This window comes from Flavobacterium aquidurense, from assembly GCF_002217195.1.
GTDB classification, from domain to species: Bacteria; Bacteroidota; Bacteroidia; order Flavobacteriales; family Flavobacteriaceae; genus Flavobacterium; species Flavobacterium frigidimaris.
In genome coordinates, this window is record NZ_MUGR01000017.1 from 77,198 (window position 1) to 96,399 (window position 19,202).

At 34.7% G+C, this 19,202-nt stretch carries 14 protein-coding genes and 1 pseudogene; 7 read left to right on the plus strand and 8 right to left on the minus strand.

Annotated features, from left to right (window positions below; translation table 11 throughout):
• Positions 1-89: 89 nt before the first annotated feature.
• Complete coding sequence (locus tag B0A67_RS09455; RefSeq protein ID WP_072964516.1) at positions 90-632, plus strand: lipocalin family protein; 543 nt, start codon at positions 90-92, stop codon at positions 630-632.
• Between the two features lie 147 nt (positions 633-779).
• Here the strand turns inward: B0A67_RS09455 and B0A67_RS09460 are convergent, their stop codons facing one another.
• Positions 780-1,154 (minus strand): DoxX family membrane protein, encoded by a 375-nt coding sequence (locus B0A67_RS09460; protein WP_072964515.1) that lies wholly within the window; start codon positions 1,152-1,154, stop codon positions 780-782.
• Between the two features lie 402 nt (positions 1,155-1,556).
• On the opposite strand from B0A67_RS09460, the gene B0A67_RS09465 reads away from it, so the two are divergent.
• The 3 genes from B0A67_RS09465 (at position 1,557) to B0A67_RS09475 (ending at position 6,609) form a co-directional block, all read left to right on the plus strand.
• Entirely contained in the window at positions 1,557-2,843 is a 1,287-nt protein-coding gene (locus B0A67_RS09465) for an anthranilate synthase component I family protein (RefSeq protein WP_072964580.1), read from the plus strand.
• Between the two features lie 359 nt (positions 2,844-3,202).
• A complete protein-coding gene (tilS, locus tag B0A67_RS09470; RefSeq protein ID WP_072964514.1) occupies positions 3,203-4,516 on the plus strand; it encodes a tRNA lysidine(34) synthetase TilS in 1,314 nt (437 codons plus the stop codon).
• Positions 4,513-6,609: a protein-disulfide reductase DsbD family protein gene (locus tag B0A67_RS09475; RefSeq protein WP_072964513.1), complete on the plus strand. Its 2,097-nt coding sequence runs from the start codon at positions 4,513-4,515 to the stop codon at positions 6,607-6,609. Before tilS ends, B0A67_RS09475 begins: the two co-directional genes overlap by 4 nt.
• A 462-nt stretch (positions 6,610-7,071) precedes the next feature.
• Here B0A67_RS09475 and B0A67_RS09480 read toward each other — a convergent pair whose 3' ends face one another.
• The 3 genes from B0A67_RS09480 to B0A67_RS09490 all read right to left on the minus strand — a co-directional run bounded on the left by B0A67_RS09480 (position 7,072) and on the right by B0A67_RS09490 (position 13,073).
• Positions 7,072-8,388 (minus strand): ammonium transporter, encoded by a 1,317-nt coding sequence (locus B0A67_RS09480; RefSeq protein WP_072964512.1) that lies wholly within the window; start codon positions 8,386-8,388, stop codon positions 7,072-7,074.
• Between the two features lie 339 nt (positions 8,389-8,727).
• Complete coding sequence (locus B0A67_RS09485; protein WP_072964511.1) at positions 8,728-10,035, minus strand: amidohydrolase family protein; 1,308 nt, start codon at positions 10,033-10,035, stop codon at positions 8,728-8,730.
• Between the two features lie 41 nt (positions 10,036-10,076).
• The gene (locus B0A67_RS09490; protein WP_072964510.1) at positions 10,077-13,073 is read right to left on the minus strand and encodes an amidohydrolase family protein; all 2,997 of its coding nucleotides are present in this window, start codon (positions 13,071-13,073) and stop codon (positions 10,077-10,079) included.
• 129 nt (positions 13,074-13,202) lie between these two features.
• Between B0A67_RS09490 and B0A67_RS09495 the strand changes: the two genes are divergently transcribed.
• The gene (locus B0A67_RS09495; RefSeq protein ID WP_072964509.1) at positions 13,203-14,180 is read left to right on the plus strand and encodes a Gfo/Idh/MocA family protein; all 978 of its coding nucleotides are present in this window, start codon (positions 13,203-13,205) and stop codon (positions 14,178-14,180) included.
• A 25-nt stretch (positions 14,181-14,205) separates the two neighbouring features.
• Here B0A67_RS09495 and B0A67_RS25410 read toward each other — a convergent pair.
• From B0A67_RS25410 to B0A67_RS09515, 4 genes and pseudogenes are all read right to left on the minus strand, one after another.
• A pseudogene (locus B0A67_RS25410) lies at positions 14,206-14,385 on the minus strand (ankyrin repeat domain-containing protein); the annotation flags it as partial.
• Positions 14,386-14,411: 26 nt separating this feature from the next.
• Entirely contained in the window at positions 14,412-15,107 is a 696-nt protein-coding gene (locus B0A67_RS09505) for a DUF1963 domain-containing protein (RefSeq protein WP_072964508.1), read from the minus strand.
• Between the two features lie 84 nt (positions 15,108-15,191).
• Positions 15,192-16,265: an alanine/ornithine racemase family PLP-dependent enzyme gene (locus B0A67_RS09510; RefSeq protein ID WP_072964507.1), complete on the minus strand. Its 1,074-nt coding sequence runs from the start codon at positions 16,263-16,265 to the stop codon at positions 15,192-15,194.
• 36 nt (positions 16,266-16,301) lie between these two features.
• On the minus strand, positions 16,302-16,736 hold the full coding sequence (locus B0A67_RS09515; RefSeq protein ID WP_072964506.1) for a GNAT family N-acetyltransferase: 435 nt from the start codon (positions 16,734-16,736) through the stop codon (positions 16,302-16,304).
• A gap of 372 nt (positions 16,737-17,108) precedes the next feature.
• On the opposite strand from B0A67_RS09515, the gene B0A67_RS09520 reads away from it, so the two are divergent.
• Positions 17,109-17,330, plus strand: a complete 222-nt coding sequence (locus B0A67_RS09520; protein ID WP_072964505.1) for a hypothetical protein — start codon at positions 17,109-17,111, stop codon at positions 17,328-17,330.
• A gap of 179 nt (positions 17,331-17,509) precedes the next feature.
• The gene (locus B0A67_RS09525; RefSeq protein ID WP_072964504.1) at positions 17,510-19,045 is read left to right on the plus strand and encodes a YifB family Mg chelatase-like AAA ATPase; all 1,536 of its coding nucleotides are present in this window, start codon (positions 17,510-17,512) and stop codon (positions 19,043-19,045) included.
• The last annotated feature ends 157 nt before the right edge of the window (positions 19,046-19,202 follow it).

Consider the following 19,202-nt stretch of genomic DNA (forward strand, 5'->3'; position numbering starts at 1 on the left):
AGGTTTGTAAAAATGTAAAAAGCAATTGTAATTCTGTAAATTAATATTTTAATTTCAGGTTATCTTTATAAGTCTAAAAAGATAATGTTATGAAAAATAGATATATCGCTCCCGTTTTACTTGGAGCCGGAATAGCCATTGCACTTTATTCTTGCGGTACGACAATTCCAAAAAACGCAAAAGCAGTCACTAATTTTGACAAATCGAAGTATTTAGGAAAATGGTACGAAATTGCCAGACTTGATTTTAAATATGAAAAAGGACTAAACAATGTCACCGCCGAATATTCTCTAAATGATAACGGAACGATCAAAGTCGATAATAAAGGCTACGACGTTAAAAAAGAAAAATGGGAGCAAAGTATTGGTAAAGCTAAATTTGTTAAAACCGATGATGTCGGAATGCTGAAAGTGTCATTTTTTGGTCCGTTTTATGCCGGATATAATGTAGTTGCAGTCGAAGATAACTACAAATATGCACTTGTTGTTGGTGAAAATTTAAAATACATGTGGATCCTTTCTAGAGAAACCACAATTCCGGAAAGTATCAAAGCAGATTTTCTTATTAAAGCCAGAGAAATTGGATTTGAAATTTCTGACCTGGTTTGGGTAAAACACGATAAAGCAAATTAGTGATAAGTAAATTCTCCTATATGTCAAACCCGACGGGTTTATATGATGTAATACGATAAATTAATAAAGAGTATAAATGTTGAATCTTTTAAAAATAAGAAACCCGATGCTCAGAAAAGCATCGGGTTTTTTATTTTTAAAAGTAAATTATCTCGTAAAAACACTTTTATAATTATCCCAATATCTGTAAATCAAAAATAAGTTGGCAAGGAATAGTAATACCGCAATTGGCAAACCTTCAGGAGCCAGAAAATAATTGATAAACAGGATATTTACCGTAATTGGTAAGATCAAAATATTAGCCAATGTTACATAACGGCCGGTTACAAATGCAATTCCGCAAAGTAATTCGATAGATTTTGCTAAAGGCATTATATATGTGGAGGCCATTAAACCAACATTGAAAGCTTTAAAATTCCCTGTTGTTTCCGGTTCAGGAGTTAGATGAAAAAAATAACTGATAGAAGCAAAAAGCAACAAAAGACCAATTAAAACGCGGACAATAATAGTAGCAATTTTCATAATACTTAGGATTTTTAGATAAGTTAAAAAAGTATAATTATTTTGGAAAAATGATATAATCTGAATCCTCAACTGAAATGGTATTTGCTTTTTAAAGCTTCTTTATTGAAGATTTTACAATCAAATCAATCCTATTTTAGGATTAATACAATGCTATATCAAATATAATGAATTTTTTCTTATGAAATCACTGTTTTGTTAACACTTTTCTTATTCTCTAATGTATTTTTATAAAGATAAAACCACAGTTGTCTATCAAAGTGAAAGGCCATAAATGAATAAGAAATACAAATATGGATTTAGGAAAATAAGGACGACTTTGAGGCAGTCAATAATTTTTGAGTATTATTTTATCGAAGGATTTTTTTTGTCGTAATTTTGGGATCTAAAATTTATTTATTTTTGAGAGTTTCCATTCCTAAACATATTGCAAATCCAGAGCACTTTAAACAACAACTTTTAAGCTGGTCGCAACAATTTCGCGAGGTCATTTTTCTGGATAGCAATTCGTATCCGCAAGAATATTCCAGTTTTGATTGTGTCTTGGCTGTAGATGCTTTTACTTCTTTAAAAACCGATTTTCATAATGCTTTCGACGATCTGAAACAATATCAGCAAACCACTAAAGACTGGCTTTTTGGTTATCTTTCGTACGATCTAAAGAACGACGTCGAAGAATTGAAATCAGGTAATTTTGACGGATTGGATTTTCCGGATTTGTTTTTCTTTCAACCCAAAAAAATAATTGTATTGAAAGGAAATCAGCTTGAGATGAAATATTTATTTCTTTGCGATGATGAAGTCGAAGATGATTTTGAGGAAATAGTTAAAAGCGAAAAGTTAGAAGTTAAAAGTCAGGAACCTTTAAAGATTGAGCAACGTATCTCTAAAGATTTATATGTTCAGAAAGTAACAAAAATGCTGCATCACATTCACGCAGGTGATATGTACGAAGCAAATTTTTGTATGGAATTTTATGCTGAAAATGCAGTTATAAATCCACTTGAGAAGTTTCAAAAACTAAATACGATTTCGCAGGCTCCGTTTTCTGTTTTTTTTAAAAATAACAAACAATTTTTGCTTTCAGCTTCTCCCGAACGTTATATAAAAAGAGTAGGAGAGACGTTGATTTCGCAACCCATAAAAGGAACGTCAAAGCGATTTTCTGATGCAATTGAAGATGAAAAATCAAAACATTTTCTGGAGTCAGATTCGAAAGAACGAGCCGAAAATATCATGATTACAGACTTGGTTCGGAATGATTTGTCGCACACAGCACAAAAAGGTTCAGTCGAAGTGACAGAGCTTTGTAAAATCTATTCGTTTTTACAGGTGCATCAAATGATTTCGACTATAACTTCAAAATTAGATCCGCAATATTCACCGATAGATGTTTTGAAAACTACTTTTCCTATGGGAAGTATGACAGGAGCTCCAAAGATTTCGGTGATGAATATTATCGAAAATCTCGAAGAAACCAAACGCGGTTTGTATAGCGGATCAATTGGATATTTTACTCCGGAAGGCGATTTTGATTTTAATGTCGTTATCAGAAGTATTCTATACAATCACGACAATAAATACGTTTCGTTTTCTGTGGGAAGTGCTATTACAGCACAATCAATTCCGGAAAACGAATACGAAGAATGTTTGTTGAAGGCGAAAGCGATGCATGAAGTTTTAAGGTAAAAAGGTTGGCCAGGAATTTCACGAATTGGCACGAATTTTTTTTCTTAACTTGAGATAGTTTAATTAGTGAAATTCGTGGAAAAAAAATAGTAGCCACAGATTAAAGGATTAAAATGATTTTGTTTCACGCAGATTTGGCAGATTTAATTTTGATTTAACGATGAATAAAATCTGCGTTCATCTGCTTAAATCTTTTTAAATCTGCGTGAAATTGATATAAAAAAATCATTTTAATCCTTTAATCTGTGGCAAAAAAATGAAATCTGCGTGAAAAAATAATTCGTGTAATTCGTGGCAAAAAACAAACGCTTAACATTTCATTTAAAAATAGATCGAATTTAATTTTTTACATTTATCGAATGTTTTCAAAATTTCAAAATCATATCGTTTCAAGATTTCCATTTCTGGAAAATCAAAAAATATTTCTTGCTGTTAGCGGAGGATTGGACAGTATGGTTTTATTGCATCTGTTAAAACAATTGCCTTATGAAATTGCCGTTTTGCATTGCAATTTTCAGCTTCGCGGATTAGAAAGTTTTGGCGATCAGAGTTTTATTCAGGACTATTGTGATCAGAATAATATTCCCATTTACACCACACAATTCGATACCGACGCTTTCGCTAAAGATTATAAATTGTCGACGCAAGTTGCAGCACGTGAATTGCGTTACAGTTGGTTTTATGAGCTTTTAGAAACTGAAAATTTCGATTATATCTTAACCGCCCATCATGCCGATGACAATCTGGAAACCTTTATTATTAATCTGACCCGCGGAACGGGATTGGAAGGATTAATTGGAATTCCGGAACAAAATGATCGGATTATTCGCCCGCTATTGCCTTTTTCAAGAGACGAAATCCTTAAATATGCTGAAGAAAATCATATCGAATGGCGGGAAGACAGCAGCAATGCATCTAATAAATACCTTCGGAATAAGATTCGCCACGATTTGGTTCCGATGCTCAAAGAAATCAATCCAAATTTCCTGAATGCTTTTCAGAAAACGCAATCGTATTTGCAGGAATCTCAGGCAATGGTCGAAGATGCTTCGATTATGATTTACCAGCAAGTGGCGAAAGAAGAAGGTGATGACATTCATTTCGACTTGAACCAACTTAAAAAATTACCCAATTATAAATCGTATTTGTACCAATGGCTGAATGAATTTGGCTTTTTGGCATGGAATGATATTTATGATCTGGTTGACGGACAATCCGGAAAACAAGTGCTTTCATCTGAATTTCGCTTATTAAAAAATAGAAATATTTTGATTTTAAGCCCCATTTCTGAAATGTCAGAAAAGGAAGAATTTGAAATTAATGCAAACGATACAGAAGTTAATTTTCCCTTAAAATTGAAGCTTTGTAACGTTAGTCACATAACAATAGATTCAAATAAAGCTATATTTGTCGACGCTGAAAAAATCCAGTTTCCCCTGGTTTTACGTAAATGGAAAGAGGGGGATGTTTTTTATCCTTTTGGGATGGAGGGGAAGTCTAAAAAAGTAAGTAAACTTTTTAAAGATGAAAAATTATCTCTGATCGAAAAAGAAAAAATGTGGATTTTGTGCTCTGATAATCAGATTGTATGGGTTATCGGAATCAGACAGGACGATCGTTTTAGAATTGAAAATACCACAAATCGAATACTTAAAATAGAATTAGAATCATGAACTTTAATCAACATCAACAAGCAATAATATCAAAAAATAGCTGGAATAAAACCATTGTGTTTTTTCTGTTTTTTTTGTTTGCTTTTGCAAAAGGTAATGCTCAAATCCTGGAGCCTGTAAAATGGACTTCAAAAATTGAAAAGAAATCAGGCAATAATGCTGTTTTAATTTTTGACGGAACGATTGAAAAAGACTGGCATATGTATTCGCAATTTACACCTGATGGCGGACCGCTTGCGTTAGAAATTACATTTAAAAACCAAAAAGGAAATTATACTTTAGTAGGAAAAGCTAAAGAAGGAAAAACAAGAACTGCTTTTAATGATGTTTTTGGTGTCAATGAAACTTTCTTTGAAGGCAAAGCACATATTGAGCAGGAAATTACGATTATCAATCCAAACTTAAAAACGGTTGATGTAGAATTTGATTTTCAGGTTTGTAAAGAAGTTTGTATCAATTCGAATAAAAAATTCACAATTGCAATTCCGTCAACATTTAAGATGGATGCGGTTGCCAGTGTAGCAGAAGTAAAGAAAGATGAAACTAAAGTGGAAGGTTTGGCTGTTGATACAGTAAAGCCAACTATTGAACCGGCTAAAACGGAAACCGCAAAAGCTTCAGTTGCTGAAACTGCAGCTAAAGAAGATATTCCTGCACCGGCTCCCGCAAGAAGTTTATGGTCGATCTTTTTTATTGCTTTTATTTCAGGATTCGCGGCGTTGTTAACACCTTGCGTTTTTCCGATGATCCCAATGACGGTAAGTTTCTTTACGAAACAAAGCAAAAGCAGGGCAAAAGGTATTCGTAATGCTATAATTTACGGTTTCTCTATTATTGCTATTTATGTTATTTTAGGATTAATTGTAACTAAAATATTTGGTGCAGATGCATTAAATGCGTTGTCTACAGATGTTTGGTTCAACTTGATTTTCTTCGTGATACTGATCATTTTTGCTACTTCATTCTTGGGAGCTTTCGAAATTATGCTGCCAAATTCATGGGGAAATAAAGTAGATCAACAAGCAGACAGAGGCGGAATAATTGGAATATTGTTCATGGCTTTGGCTTTGGCAATAGTATCATTCTCGTGTACAGGACCAATTGTTGGAACTTTATTGGTTGAAGCGGCTTCAAACGGCGGAATTGCTCCGGTTGTTGGAATGTTAGGATTTTCATTAGCATTGGCATTGCCTTTTATGTTGTTTGCTATGTTCCCGGGCTGGTTGAATTCTTTACCAAAATCCGGAGGATGGCTGAATACTGTTAAAGTAGTTTTAGGATTTTTAGAATTGGCTTTGGCATTTAAATTTTTATCAAATGCCGATTTGGTTTTACAATTGCATTTACTGGAAAGAGAAGTTTTCATCGCAATCTGGATTGCTATTTTCGGAGCTTTGACCTTATATTTATTTGGGAAAATTTCATTGCCGCATGATAGTCCGTTACAGCATATTTCTGTTGGAAGATTGTATTTAGGATTATTGACACTTGTGTTTACAGTATATTTAATTCCGGGACTTTGGGGAGCACCATTGAAGTTAATCAGTGCTTTTCCTCCTCCGCCACAATACAGCGAGAGTCCGTTTGGAGTAGGAGGTTCTGCTAATTCAGGAGGAAGTGCCGAATCTGTAAAAGGATTGCCTGACGGAGCTGAATTGGGACCGCATGGTATTATGGTTTTTCATGATTACGAAGATGGAGTGGCGTATGCAAAATCAATCAACAAACCAATCATGCTTGATTTTACAGGTTATGCTTGTGTGAATTGCAGAAAAATGGAAAACAATGTTTGGTCTGAACCTTCAATTTTACCTATTTTAAAAAATGATGTTGTTTTGATTTCTCTTTATGTAGATGATAAACGTGAGCTGCCAAAAGAAAAACAATTTGTAACTGCATCAGGAGATAAAATCATTACAGTTGGAGATAAATGGACTGATTTTATGATTTCAAAATATAAGACGAACACACAGCCTTTGTATATTATAACAGATTTAGAAGGGAACAATCTAAACAGTTCAAAACCTACTATCAGTTATGTTAGTGCTGATGAATATTTGCACTGGCTGAAAGAAGGAATTTCTAAGTTTTAGAAAATAGAATAAAGAGAATAGAAAATAGAATCTAAAATCTACATTCTAAAATTATAATGAAAAGGTTGAATTAATTCAAAATAAAAAGCACTCTGGGTAACAAAACTTAGAGTGTTTTTTTTATACTGTAAATCCACAATTAGAAATTTAGATTTTATCCTCTAAAATCTACAATCTAAGATCCATAATCTATTTTCTATTCTCGATATTCTATTCTCGATATTCTATAATCTTAGAAAAGTAAAAAGCACTCCGGGATAATATCCTTAGAGTGCTTTTTTATTTAGTTACCATATTGAAATGAAAAAAAATCTCCCTTCTATAATCTTTCTTCTTTGCTCTTTCTTCTTTACTCTATTCTTTTTCTAAAATTACTTCAAAGCAAAAAGCACTCTAAGTAAAACTCAGAGTGCTTTTTTAGTTATGGTTGGTTTTGGTTGTTTTTTTGGTTTTGGTTTATTTTTATAAAAATTCTCCGTGTTGAGAGATATCCAGACCTAATTCTTCTTTTTCTTCAGTAACTCTTAGAGGTGTGATTTTATTTACCACAAAGAATAAAACATAAGAACCTACAAAAGCGAAGATCGAAACGATGATCAAAGCAGTTAACTGGTTGATGAACAAAGTAGGGCTTCCGAAAATCAAACCTTGATTGTCTCCAACGGCCGGGTTGATTGCTTTAGAAGCAAAAACACCAGTTAATAACATTCCTACCATACCGCCAACACCATGACAGGCAAAAACATCCAGCGCATCATCAATTTTTCCTTTAGGGAACTTGCTTACTACAAGGTTACTTACGATGGCGGAAAACGCGCCTATAAAAATAGCGTGCGGAATGCTAACGAAGCCTGCGGCAGGTGTAATAGCAACAAGGCCTACCACAGCTCCGATACATGCACCAAGTGCAGATAATTTGTGTCCAATAATTTTGTCAAGGAAAACCCATGCCATTGCAGCAGCAGCAGCAGCAACAGTTGTAGTTCCTAAAGCCTGAACGGCCAATCCGTTTGCTCCAAGTGCAGAACCTGCGTTGAAACCAAACCATCCAAACCATAATAAACCTGTACCTAATAATACATAAGTAATTCTGGCAGGATTTACTTTTTGAACTTTTCTTTTTCCTAAGAATATTGCTCCGGCCAATGCAGCCCAGCCAGCACTCATGTGTACTACTGTTCCTCCGGCGAAATCTAATACTCCCATTTTAAAGAAAACTCCATCAGGATGCCATGTCATGTGCGCCAAAGGAGCATATATAAGTAAGATAAATAAAACCATGAATAATAAATAAGCCCAGAAACGTACACGTTCTGCAAATGCACCAGTGATTAATGCAGGTGTGATGATGGCGAATTTAGCCTGAAATAATGCGAATAACATAAACGGAATAGTTGGGGCAAGACTCCATGCAGTATTAGTACCAACACCCTGAAAAAATAAGTTAGAAGTTGGATCTCCGATGATTCCTCCAATAGAAGGACCAAATGCTAATCCAAAAGCAATAACAACCCATAAAATAGTTACAATTACCATTGCCATAAAACTTTGTAGCATAGTACTGATAACATTTTTCTTACCTACCATTCCTCCGTAGAAAAATCCTAGTCCCGGTGTCATAAGCAATACAAATGCAGTTGCTACGATCATCCAAGCTGTATCTCCTGTATCAAACTTTACAGCTTCTGCCGGAATTGGGCTATCTGTTAAGATAAAGTTCGATATAAAGGTTAGTACCAAAATAGTGATAAGAATCACACTTAAAATAATTTTTCGCATAGTTATTTAGTTTTAAATTTTTTATAAAAGTATAAAATCAATCGACATCCCTTTAAAAAATAGGGTCTAATGCTTAATTTTTGTTAATTTTAAAATTTAACCCCCTGTATTTTGCGTGTATTTGTTAAAAAGAACTTAAAATTTGTAATTTGTCAATCTAAAATCTGAAATATTGAGTTTTTTGGAGCTGTGTTAACAAAAAATGGAGATAATATTTCTTGTTTTAAGAGTATTTATGGTTGATTTAGTAATGAAAGGATTAAAACAGTTCTAATTTAAAATAAAAAAGGCATCAGATGATTTCTCAAATGATGCCTTTTTTATAAAAAGAGTTTTTAACTATTTCTGATTGTATTTTGCTTTGAATTTATCGCTCAATTTGGTTTGGAAAGTTTCTAAATTAATCGTTCTGCCCTGAATGAAAGCAGATGTTAGTTTATTTGTTCTCATATCCAGTGCATCGCCTTCAGAGATAAACAATGTCGCATCTTTACCGGTTTCTAATGTACCGCAAGTAGCATCTATGCCTAATAGTTTTGCTGTGTTTGAAGTAATTAGCTGCAAAGCTTTTTCTTTGTCTAAACCAAAAGCAGCGCAGGTTCCTGCTAAAAATGGTAGATTCCTTACATTCATACGTTCCTGATCTCCACTGTTTTCAAGACCAACGACAATACCTTTGTCTGTGAGTATTTTTGCCATTTTATAAGGTAGGTTTACATCTTCGTCATCACTGGTCGGCATATCATGCACACGTCTTAGCAAAACACCAACATTGTATTTTAGCAGCACATCAGCAGATTTATAAGCTTCAAATCCTCCCACAATTACAATCTTTTTGATTTGATTGTCTACTGCTAATTGTATGGCGTCTACAATTTGTTTTTCTTCATCTGCATGTATAAAAAGCGTCTGAGTTCCGTCAAAAAGGCCTTTTGTCGCTTCCAGTACTATATTTCTGTCCTTTGAAGCAGTTTGGTTGTAAGCTTTTGCATTGACTAAAAAAGCAGTTATTTCCTCAACTTGTTTGGGATAATCTTTATTGGCTTCAATTATTCCGGGTTCGAACCAGGATCCTGATCTTTTGAAATTAGATGGAAAATTAAGATGAATTCCGTCGTTTTCTTTTATAAGTGCATCTTTCCAGTTCCATGCGTCTAATTGTACGATTGAGGATGTTCCTGAAATCGTGCCTCCCCGTGGTGTTATCTGAGCAATCAATACGCCATTAGGACGAACGGTTTCTACTACTTTCGATTCAGAATTATAAGCAATAATACTTCTCACATTCGGATTAAAACTTCCAATTTCTTCATCATCATTTGATGATTTTACAGCGTCAATTTCTATTAAACCTAATGTCGAGTTGGCAATAATAAATCCGGGATAAACGTGTTTTCCACTGGCATCGATTGTCGTATCATACGCATTCGCTGCAAGTCTGATTGTTGTGGCATCGGCTACCAGAGTGATTTTGCCGTCTTTGAAACCAATCGCACTATTCTGGATAACCGTTCCGTTGCCCAGATGCGCTGTAGCATTTAAAATCAAAACTGATTTGGTTTGTTTTGGTGCCGGTATTTGTTGTGCCTTTATTTGTAGCGAAGCACAAAATGCGAGCAACAGTATATATATGTTTTTATGTATCATGTTATCTTTTTTTATCTTTACGAATTTTCTAAAGCTTTGTATTATTGTTCTAAAGTATCACAGTGATATTCTGTTTTTTCTTTTTTTGCAGGCTGTTGCGTGTTTGCACCTTTGTTTTTTTCTTGTAACATTTGTCCGATTAATGTGCTTCTTTCTTTAGAAACAGACAATTGTTTTTCGGCATCTTTTTCTATATCAAAATAAACAACACCCTCAATAATTGTTTTTTCGGCTTTAGCATAAATAGACAAAGGATTGTCGCTCCATAATACAACATCTGCGTCTTTCCCCACTTTTAAGCTTCCTACTTTATCATCGATATGTAATAATTTAGCAGGATTCAGGGTTACAAATTTCCAGGCATCTTCTTCAGAAATATTTCCGTATTTCACCGCTTTTGCAGCTTCCTGATTTAGTCTTCTTGACATTTCGGCATCATCAGAATTATACGCTACAACGACACCTTCGTTATGCATAATTGGCCCATTGAACGGAATTGCATCGTTTACTTCGAATTTATAAGCCCACCAATCAGAGAAAGTAGAAGCACCAACACCGTGTTCTTTCATTTTATCAGCTACTTTATAACCTTCAAGAATGTGTGTGAAAGTGTTAACTTTAAAATTGAATTTTTCAGTAACATTCATCAACATCAAAATTTCAGATTCGATATAAGAATGACACGTAATAAAACGTTCTTTATTAATAATTTCGGCAATAGTCTGTAATTCTAAGTCCACTCTTGGCGCTTTTCCTTTTTTAGAATTGGCATTGAATTTTTTCCAGCTTTCGTCGTACTCTTTTGCACGTTGAAAATAATCTGTAAAAACCTGCTCAACTCCCATTCTGGTTTGCGGAAAGCGAGTTGGATTATCAATTCCCCAATTGGCTTGTTTCACATTTTCTCCCAAAGCAAATTTGATAAACTTAGGCTGGTTTTTGTATAACATTTCATCTGGTGAAGCACCCCATTTCCATTTTACAATCGCAGAACGGCCTCCAATAGGGTTTGCAGATCCGTGTAGTAACTGAGAAATCGTAACACCTCCAGCAAGATCCCTGTAGATATTAATGTCTTCAGAGTTTACTACATCCTGAATCGTCACTTCGGCAGTCGAGTTATGTCCCATTTCGTTTACACCTCTGGAAATTGCGATATGCGAATGTTCATCGATGATCCCGCTCGTGATATGTTTGCCTTTTGCATCAATAACAGTGGCAGATGCGTCTGAGAGATTTTTACCAACAGCAGCAATTTTCCCGTTTTTAATTAAAACATCTGTTTCAGTCAAAACACCTTCCTTTTCATTTGTCCAAACCGTGGCATTTTTAAATAATAAAGTCTGGGCCGTTAGTTTTTTTGTATCACCAAAAGCAACGTTCGGGTAAGTGGTTGGGATAATAGGATTTGGTTTTTCTGCTTTTGCAGTATCTTTCACAGCAGTAAACGCGCTGGTTTTTAGAGCGGTCCAAACCAATTCATCTCCGTTTGACAATACTGCTTTACCAGATAAATTTTCCGGTCTTTCGATAAATCCTGTTAAACGGGTATAGTTATATTTAATAGTATCCGCAGGTTTAATCAAAAGCGAAATCCAATTTTTAGAAACTGAGAAATTGGTTTTTAGTTTTCTTGCGTCAGCGGTAGTAATTTCAGATTTTGGAGCATCGGCAGTTCCGTCAATTTTCCATTTATAAGTGTCTTTTCCAACCGTTAAGTCGTAGTTGCCACGAATGTCTTTTGCATTAATATCATTCACTACATATTTAGTTCCCTGAACCCAGTTTTCGTATAAAACCGTTTTTTCATCAAAGATTTCTCCGGAAGTAATGACAAAATTGGCATAAGTGCCTGTTTTTAAACTTCCAATTTCATTACTTTTCCCCAAAATAGCTGCCGGAATTGTAGTCAGAGCTTCCAGCGCTTTTGTTTTATCAAAACCATATTTGATGGCTTTTAGTAAGTTAGGTTTAAAATCTTCTGTCTTTTTTAATTTGTCAGTTGTCAGCGCAAAAATAATTCCGTTGTCTGAAAGTACTTTTAGGTTTGCAGGTGCCTGATTCCAGAAACGCATGTCAGCCAGTTCTATTTGGTTGGACAAATACGGGTTCGAGACATCATAAGCTTCCGGAAAACTAATTGGAATAATATATTTAGCGTTTGTATTTTTAATCTCTTCGATTCTTTCAAACTCATTTCCGCTGCCTTTCAGAATGTAATTTAAGCCAAACTCCTTAGCGATTTTGGCCGCTCTCAAACTATTCAGTTTGTCTTCTGAAGCAAAAATCTGAACCAATTTTTCATTGCTCGCCAGTGCTTCTAATGATAAATCTTTAGTGTTAGAATTTCCTTTTTTGTACCAATCCAGATCAAGGTACATTTGGCGCAACAAGGCCATCATCCCCATTAATGAGCTTGGATAAGCCTGATTGGTTAATGCACTTCTTGTAAACGCAAAATGATTGGTAATTTTATTAGAAATGATTTGTTTACTGTTTTCGGCATTGTTTAAAGCAACTAAAATTCCGGTTCCCTGAGCCACTCCGTCAGGAATATGAGTTCCTACAACACCAAAACCCGCTTTAAGTAATTCCTCGGCTTTAGGTTGGTCGTATTTAAAAGTTTCATACGTGTTTACTTCAGGTTTTACACTTTCGTTCCAATAATACCCCACTCTTTTTGTGTCGTACAACGGATTGCGATCACGTCCGCGCGAAAGGTTACTTTTTGGTTTCTCCACCCCAAAGCTGGTATAAATATCAATAAATGACGGATAAATTGTTTTTCCTTCAAGATCGATAGTAATACTGTTTTTAGGAACAGCAATCGCATTTCCAACCGCAACAACTTTACCATCCTGAATGAGTAAAGTTCCTTTTTCGATTTTCTGGGTTGGCGTTACATAAATGGTGGCATTGGTAAAAACAGTGTAATTTTTGTTTTTGTTCTGCACACTTTCATTAACAGGGAAATAATCCTGAGCGTACGTTTTTGTTAAAAAAACGCTCAAAAAGAGTAAGAGTAGGGCTTTTTTCATAGTGTATCTGCAATTTTGTTGCTAAAAATATGAAATATATGTTGTCTAAAATTTATTTTATTAAATGTTTTTTCTTTATTTAGAGAATAATTTAATTAAACCCCTGATAAGTAGCACTTATAGATTAGTATGAAAAATAAGAATAAAATAAAATGGGGAATTATTGGCCTGGGAAATATTGCCAATCAATTTGTTGCAGATTTATTGTTGGCAGAAGACGCCGAGTTGTTTGCGGTAGCATCGAGAAATAAAGAGTATGCAACTGCATTTGCTGAAAAGTACAATTCAGTAAAGGCGTATGATTCGTATGAAGCACTTTTTAAGGATGATGAGGTAGATATTGTATACGTTGCAACGCCGCACAATTCGCATGCCGAATTGTCGATAAAAGCTTTAAAAAATGGCAAACATGTTTTATGCGAAAAACCACTTGCGCTGTCTCATAAAGATGCTGTTCGCATGACTGAAGCTTCTGTAAAGTACAATAAATTTTTTATGGAAGCATTCTGGACCCGTTTTATCCCGTCAGTTCAGGAAGTTTTAGCTCAGGTCAATCAGGGAATAATTGGCGATGTAAAAAACGTGAAAGCTGATTTTGCTTTTTATGCTGATGAAAAATTGGGAGGAAGGCTTTTTGATAAAAATCTTGGCGGAGGAGCACTTTTTGATATTGGCGTATATCCGCTATTTCTTTCCTACATAATGCTTGGAATCCCAAAGAAAATAATTGCGAAATCAATTTATCATCAAAACGGAATCGATCTTCAGACTTCGATGATTTTGCACTATGAAAATGCTCAGGCAGTTTTGCAGGCTTCTATAGTTTCTGAATCTGATATGAAAGCAACAATTGGCGGAACAAAAGGGTATATTCAACTTAATTCTCCGTGGTTTATTGCTGATGGATATTCTGTCTATAAAGATGAAAACGAAACCTATTACAGTTTGCCTAATTTTGGAAAAGGATATACGCACGAAATTATAGAATGCCATAAATGCATAAGAAACAACCAAATCGAAAGTGAACTTTGGTCGCATCAGAACAGTCTGGATTTGAGTAAAATTGTGGAGGAAATCAAAACCCAAATTGGATTAGAGTTTTCTTAATCCAATTGGAGAACAAATAATATTATTAATTTAGTAACTCAACTATTCTATTTTGTTTCGTCATAATTGCAAGTGAAAGCGCAGTATGTCCTTCTGCCGAAATGGATTTGTCTGCACCATTTTCCAGCAGTATTTTTACAACATCAATATGACCCATTTCGCAGGCTCGATGTAATGCTTCTTTCAGTTTATTTTGTTTAACATAAAAGTTTTGATTTGAGTAAAAGTTTTTTAATAAAAATCACAATAATAAACCCAATCCCCAGTCATTCTGTTTTTTGCTAAATATATATTTCCACTGTCTATAATATTTAAATTCGCTTTTTCATCAGAAGCAATTTGGAAAACAAATTCAAAATCTTCTCCAAAATCAATTCCGGATTGACAATATGTTGCATAACCGCCAATTTTGTGGCCATAATTGTTTTCGATAATATCGTAGTAAGAATCAATCACTCCGGAATCCTCAAGCTGATTGATTTTATTTGATAGTTCATCCGGTATTTCAGGGTCTTCCCAAACCGGATAATCTTCTTCAATTAATCTATTTAATAAAGGAAAAGGTTTTATAAATGAAGTATCATTTTTTAAATCCTTAACTACAATATTGTCTAAGCTTTTATATTCACGTAAAACCCAATTATTTCCATTAGGAGTTAAGTCCATTGGGAATTTTTTAGAAATAAAAACGGTTATAATCTTAGATTCTTCTAAAATTTTAGGGACAAAAGGCAATTGATTAAGACATAATTGAAACAAAGGGAGCATCAGTTCGCCATAGTTATCCAACGGAATTTCTTCATTTTCGTGATACAAATAAACTCTTCCAATCCAGCTTTCTGAGATTGAGTTTGTTGGTTTAAATCCACCAGATATAAATTCGGTTGCTTTTTTTGCGAGCATCAATTTTATTTCAACTTCATTCATCCTACTTCGGTTTAATTTATAAAAGAGCAATTAAAACAATTATTTAAATAACAGTTTTAAATGTAATAAAAAACTACAAGCGCGCTACTCTATATTTTTTTCGATGTAATTTGAGTTTAATAAATACAAAGCCCCCATATATTTAATATTAAAAGAAACTAAATCACCCACTTTATATTTTTGCGTTGAAGATGAAATGTCAATTACCAGCATATCAGAGCTGGCATCAACGATTGTGATTTCCTCATCGACAGCTTCCAGATACTGCGGTTGCATGTCTAATAAGCCAATATCAAGAATCGCCCTTAAAGAAGTGCCGCTAAAATCTTCGGTATCCTGCATAGAGAAAGTATTTCCGGCTACATTTTCGCCCAGTTCTCCGGTTGGAACATCCGGTTTTTCGGTTATTTCGATGATTTCTGCAAATAGCTTAAAGACATCATTGTGCATGCCTTTAATCGTTTCTCCCGTAAACAAATCTTTTCCAAAAAATAAAGCTTCACCAATTCTAAAATGATTTACAGCCATAGGTCGCGCATTTTTAAGTAATAATGGAATGGCAACAGAAGTTCCGCCGGAAACCCACGGAATTGTAATATTGAATTTAGCTTCGATAAGTTGTTTGTAAAGGCTCAATTGTATGAGTTTATCCTGAGTAGGCATCACGCCGCTTAAACAATTTAAGTTCGTGCCAATTCCCCGAATCTCAATATTGGGCATATTGATAACAGTGCCATAAAATTCGATTAAATCTTCGCCCATAACACCTTCCCGTAAATCTCCCATCTCAATCATAATGATGATTTTATGGATTTTGTTTTGCTTTTGAGCTTCTTCAGAAAGCATTTGAATCGTATAAAGCTCGGTATTAAAACTGACATCAGCATATTTTACAATATTTACGATACTTCGTTTTGCTGGCGGTTTTATATAAACAGTTTGAATAGTAGGATCAAGCGATTTTATTTTTTTTAGATTACTAACCCGTGAATCGTGAATTTCTTTTACTCCCAGTGAGATAATTTCTTTTAAATACAGTTTGTTGCCGCATAAAAGCTTTGATACCACTCCCCATTGAATATTTTTTGATTCGAAAATTGAATTCAGAAAAGTATAGTTTTCTTTTAATTTCTTTCGATATAATTTTATAAATGCCATTTGGCTTTGTTTTTTTATTGAATTAATTATTTGCGTTTATCTAATAAGACGCATTTCAAGATACTTATTCGTAAACCCAAGTTTCTCGTACAGTTTTTTAGCAGGATTGTCAGGCTCGACGTGAAGGGCAATATTTCCTTCGGCTACAGAAATGGCTTTTTCCATTAGTTTTTTTCCATACCCTTTTCCTCTTTCGGCATTGTCGACCGCAATGTAAACCAGAATATTCTCCGGAATATAATCTTTCATTCCTGTGTTATTCAAAATTACAGCTCCAACAATTTTCTGATTGTCAAGACCAATAACAATATTGCCGCCTTTATTGGGATTCATGGTATAAGCAATAGATTTTAGTATGTCTTCGATTGTATCGCCGTATTGCTCTAAATGGGTATGTAAAAAAGAAGCGATGATTTCTGGTGTATAGGTTGCGTCGTATCCAATAGTTGGATTAAGTAATTTAAAGTCCATTGTTTAAATTTTAGATTATTTGTGCTGATAGAAAATTTTCAGCAGATGTAAAGATGCAAAGTCAATTGCAGAAAGATTTCCAGAATTAGAAATCGAAATTATCGATAGAAATCGATGATATTTTCGCAAGATAGGCATAAATACTGGTTTTATTGCAATTGAAACCTGCCTTTTTGCTTTTTGCAGCCTTTCAGCCTTGCTGTATTTAATTTTTTAGATTATTATTTTTTAATATTTTAATTGTTAAATAAAGTGGTTCTTATTAGATTTAAAAACAAGTTGAAAGTTTTTCATCAACATTTATTCAACGCAGGAAGATTTTTGCAAATTATGAGTCTTAGGTATATTTACAGTTAACTTAAAAAATAATAAATGGCCAGAATAGTAATAAAAATGAAAGATTTAAGCATTGCAGATTTAAAAGCAGCTTATGATTTTAATGCCAGGGAAAGAAAAGATTTAAGGAAATTACTTAAAGCTGGTGGTACGACAGATTATAATAGTAATGGTGGCTATCAGGAACTAATGGTAATTCAGGAAAACCTTTATAATGCATTAGAAAATCGGATTAGTTCTATCGAGATGATTTGGTAGAATCAGATTGTATTAGATAAAAAAAAGCTGCTTATTTTTAATTTTTTTTAATCTCTTTTGTCCTTTATTTCCTAACACCTATTTTTAGATGATCTTTTTAAACTAAATATATTTTGTAGTAAAAAGATTATAGTTAAATTATTTTCATTAGATTTAAAAACATTTAATGAAAGGATCTTATGTTAGTAAAAGTTTACGGAAGTGCTGTTTTTGGAGTTGAAGCAACTACGATTACAGTAGAAGTTCACATGGACAAAGGAATTGGTTATCACTTAGTTGGATTGCCTGATAATGCGATAAAAGAAAGCAGTTACCGAATTGCCGCTGCTTTAAAAAATAACGGCTTAAGTCTGCCGGGCAAAAAAATAACCATCAATATGGCACCGGCAGATCTTCGAAAAGAGGGTTCTGCTTATGATTTGACATTAGCAATGGGAATTTTAATAGCTTCAGATCAGATAAAAGCTCCGGAAATAGAACAGTATATTATTATGGGAGAGCTTTCTCTTGACGGGAGTTTGCAGCCCATCCGGGGTGCTTTACCCATTGCCATAAAAGCTAAGGAAGAAGGTTATAAAGGATTTTTTCTCCCAATTCAGAATGTAAAAGAAGCTGCAATTGTAGCAGGATTAGATGTGTATGGTGTTGAGAATCTTCAGGATGTAATTAACTTTTTTGCAGGAAAAGGAACTCTTGAACCCACTATTATCGATACCAGGGCAGAGTTCTATAAAACTTTAGATTTTCCGGAATTCGATTTTTCTGATGTCCGCGGACAAGAAAGTATAAAACGCTGCATGGAAATTGCTGCAGCCGGAGGTCACAATATTATTTTGATTGGGCCGCCCGGAGCAGGAAAAACAATGTTAGCCAAACGTTTGCCCAGTATCTTGCCGCCCATGACATTACGAGAAGCATTAGAAACAACCAAAATTCATAGTGTCGCCGGAAAGTTAAAAGAAGTCGGATTGATGAATCAGCGTCCATTTCGCAGTCCGCATCATACTATTTCTAATGTAGCACTTGTCGGCGGAGGAAGTTATCCGCAGCCGGGCGAAATTTCGATGGCACATAACGGTGTTTTGTTTCTGGACGAATTGCCGGAGTTCAAACGGGATGTTTTAGAAGTGATGCGTCAGCCGCTTGAAGATCGGGAAGTCACAATTTCGCGTGCCAAATTTACGGTAACTTATCCGTCTTCGTTTATGCTGGTGGCGAGTATGAACCCAAGTCCGAGTGGTTTTTTTAATGATCCCGGTATGCCCAATACTTCTTCTCCCCACGAAATGCAGCGTTATCTGAGCAAAATTTCAGGACCTTTATTAGACAGAATCGATATTCATATTGAAGTGACGCCAGTTCCTTTTGAAAAATTAGCAGATGACCGCAAAGCCGAAAGCAGCGTTGAAATCAGGAAACGGGTTACGGCAGCACGTGAAATTCAGACGAAGCGGTTCGAAGAAATGGAAAACATACATTATAATGCGCAGATGAGCAGTAAATTAATTCGGGAATATTGCGCACTCGACGACCAGTCAAAAGAATTATTAAGAACTGCTATGGAGCGTCTGAATCTTTCCGCACGAGCGTACGACAGAATCCTGAAAGTAGCCAGAACAATAGCAGATCTTGATGCCGCACCCATTGTAATCTCGCAACACATTTCCGAAGCCATTCAATACAGAAGCCTTGATCGCGACGGATGGTTGGGATAATTTTAGATTTTTGGGATTTAATTCTCAATAGCAGAAAACCAATTTTCATAAGACCTCCAGTCCCGCTGTACACTATATCTTTTTCTGTCTAAAGAAGCCAGAAAAAGGATGTCGTTGCCATCCTACCGTCTGGACACATCTTGGAATAGTTGCCATC

Excerpts from the sequence above, each read along its gene's own strand:
- B0A67_RS09455 (WP_072964516.1), top strand. The coding sequence starts at position 90 with ATGAAAAATAGATATATCGCTCCCGTTTTACTTGGAGCCGGAATAGCC.
- B0A67_RS09460 (WP_072964515.1), bottom strand. The coding sequence starts at position 1,154 with ATGAAAATTGCTACTATTATTGTCCGCGTTTTAATTGGTCTTTTGTTG.
- tilS (WP_072964514.1), top strand. The coding sequence starts at position 3,203 with ATGTTTTCAAAATTTCAAAATCATATCGTTTCAAGATTTCCATTTCTG.
- B0A67_RS09475 (WP_072964513.1), top strand. The coding sequence starts at position 4,513 with ATGAACTTTAATCAACATCAACAAGCAATAATATCAAAAAATAGCTGG.
- B0A67_RS09480 (WP_072964512.1), bottom strand. The coding sequence starts at position 8,388 with ATGCGAAAAATTATTTTAAGTGTGATTCTTATCACTATTTTGGTACTA.
- B0A67_RS09485 (WP_072964511.1), bottom strand. The coding sequence starts at position 10,035 with ATGATACATAAAAACATATATATACTGTTGCTCGCATTTTGTGCTTCG.
- B0A67_RS09490 (WP_072964510.1), bottom strand. The coding sequence starts at position 13,073 with ATGAAAAAAGCCCTACTCTTACTCTTTTTGAGCGTTTTTTTAACAAAA.
- B0A67_RS09495 (WP_072964509.1), top strand. The coding sequence starts at position 13,203 with ATGAAAAATAAGAATAAAATAAAATGGGGAATTATTGGCCTGGGAAAT.
- B0A67_RS09505 (WP_072964508.1), bottom strand. The coding sequence starts at position 15,107 with ATGAATGAAGTTGAAATAAAATTGATGCTCGCAAAAAAAGCAACCGAA.
- B0A67_RS09510 (WP_072964507.1), bottom strand. The coding sequence starts at position 16,265 with ATGGCATTTATAAAATTATATCGAAAGAAATTAAAAGAAAACTATACT.
- B0A67_RS09515 (WP_072964506.1), bottom strand. The coding sequence starts at position 16,736 with ATGGACTTTAAATTACTTAATCCAACTATTGGATACGACGCAACCTAT.
- B0A67_RS09520 (WP_072964505.1), top strand. The coding sequence starts at position 17,109 with ATGGCCAGAATAGTAATAAAAATGAAAGATTTAAGCATTGCAGATTTA.
- B0A67_RS09525 (WP_072964504.1), top strand. The coding sequence starts at position 17,510 with ATGTTAGTAAAAGTTTACGGAAGTGCTGTTTTTGGAGTTGAAGCAACT.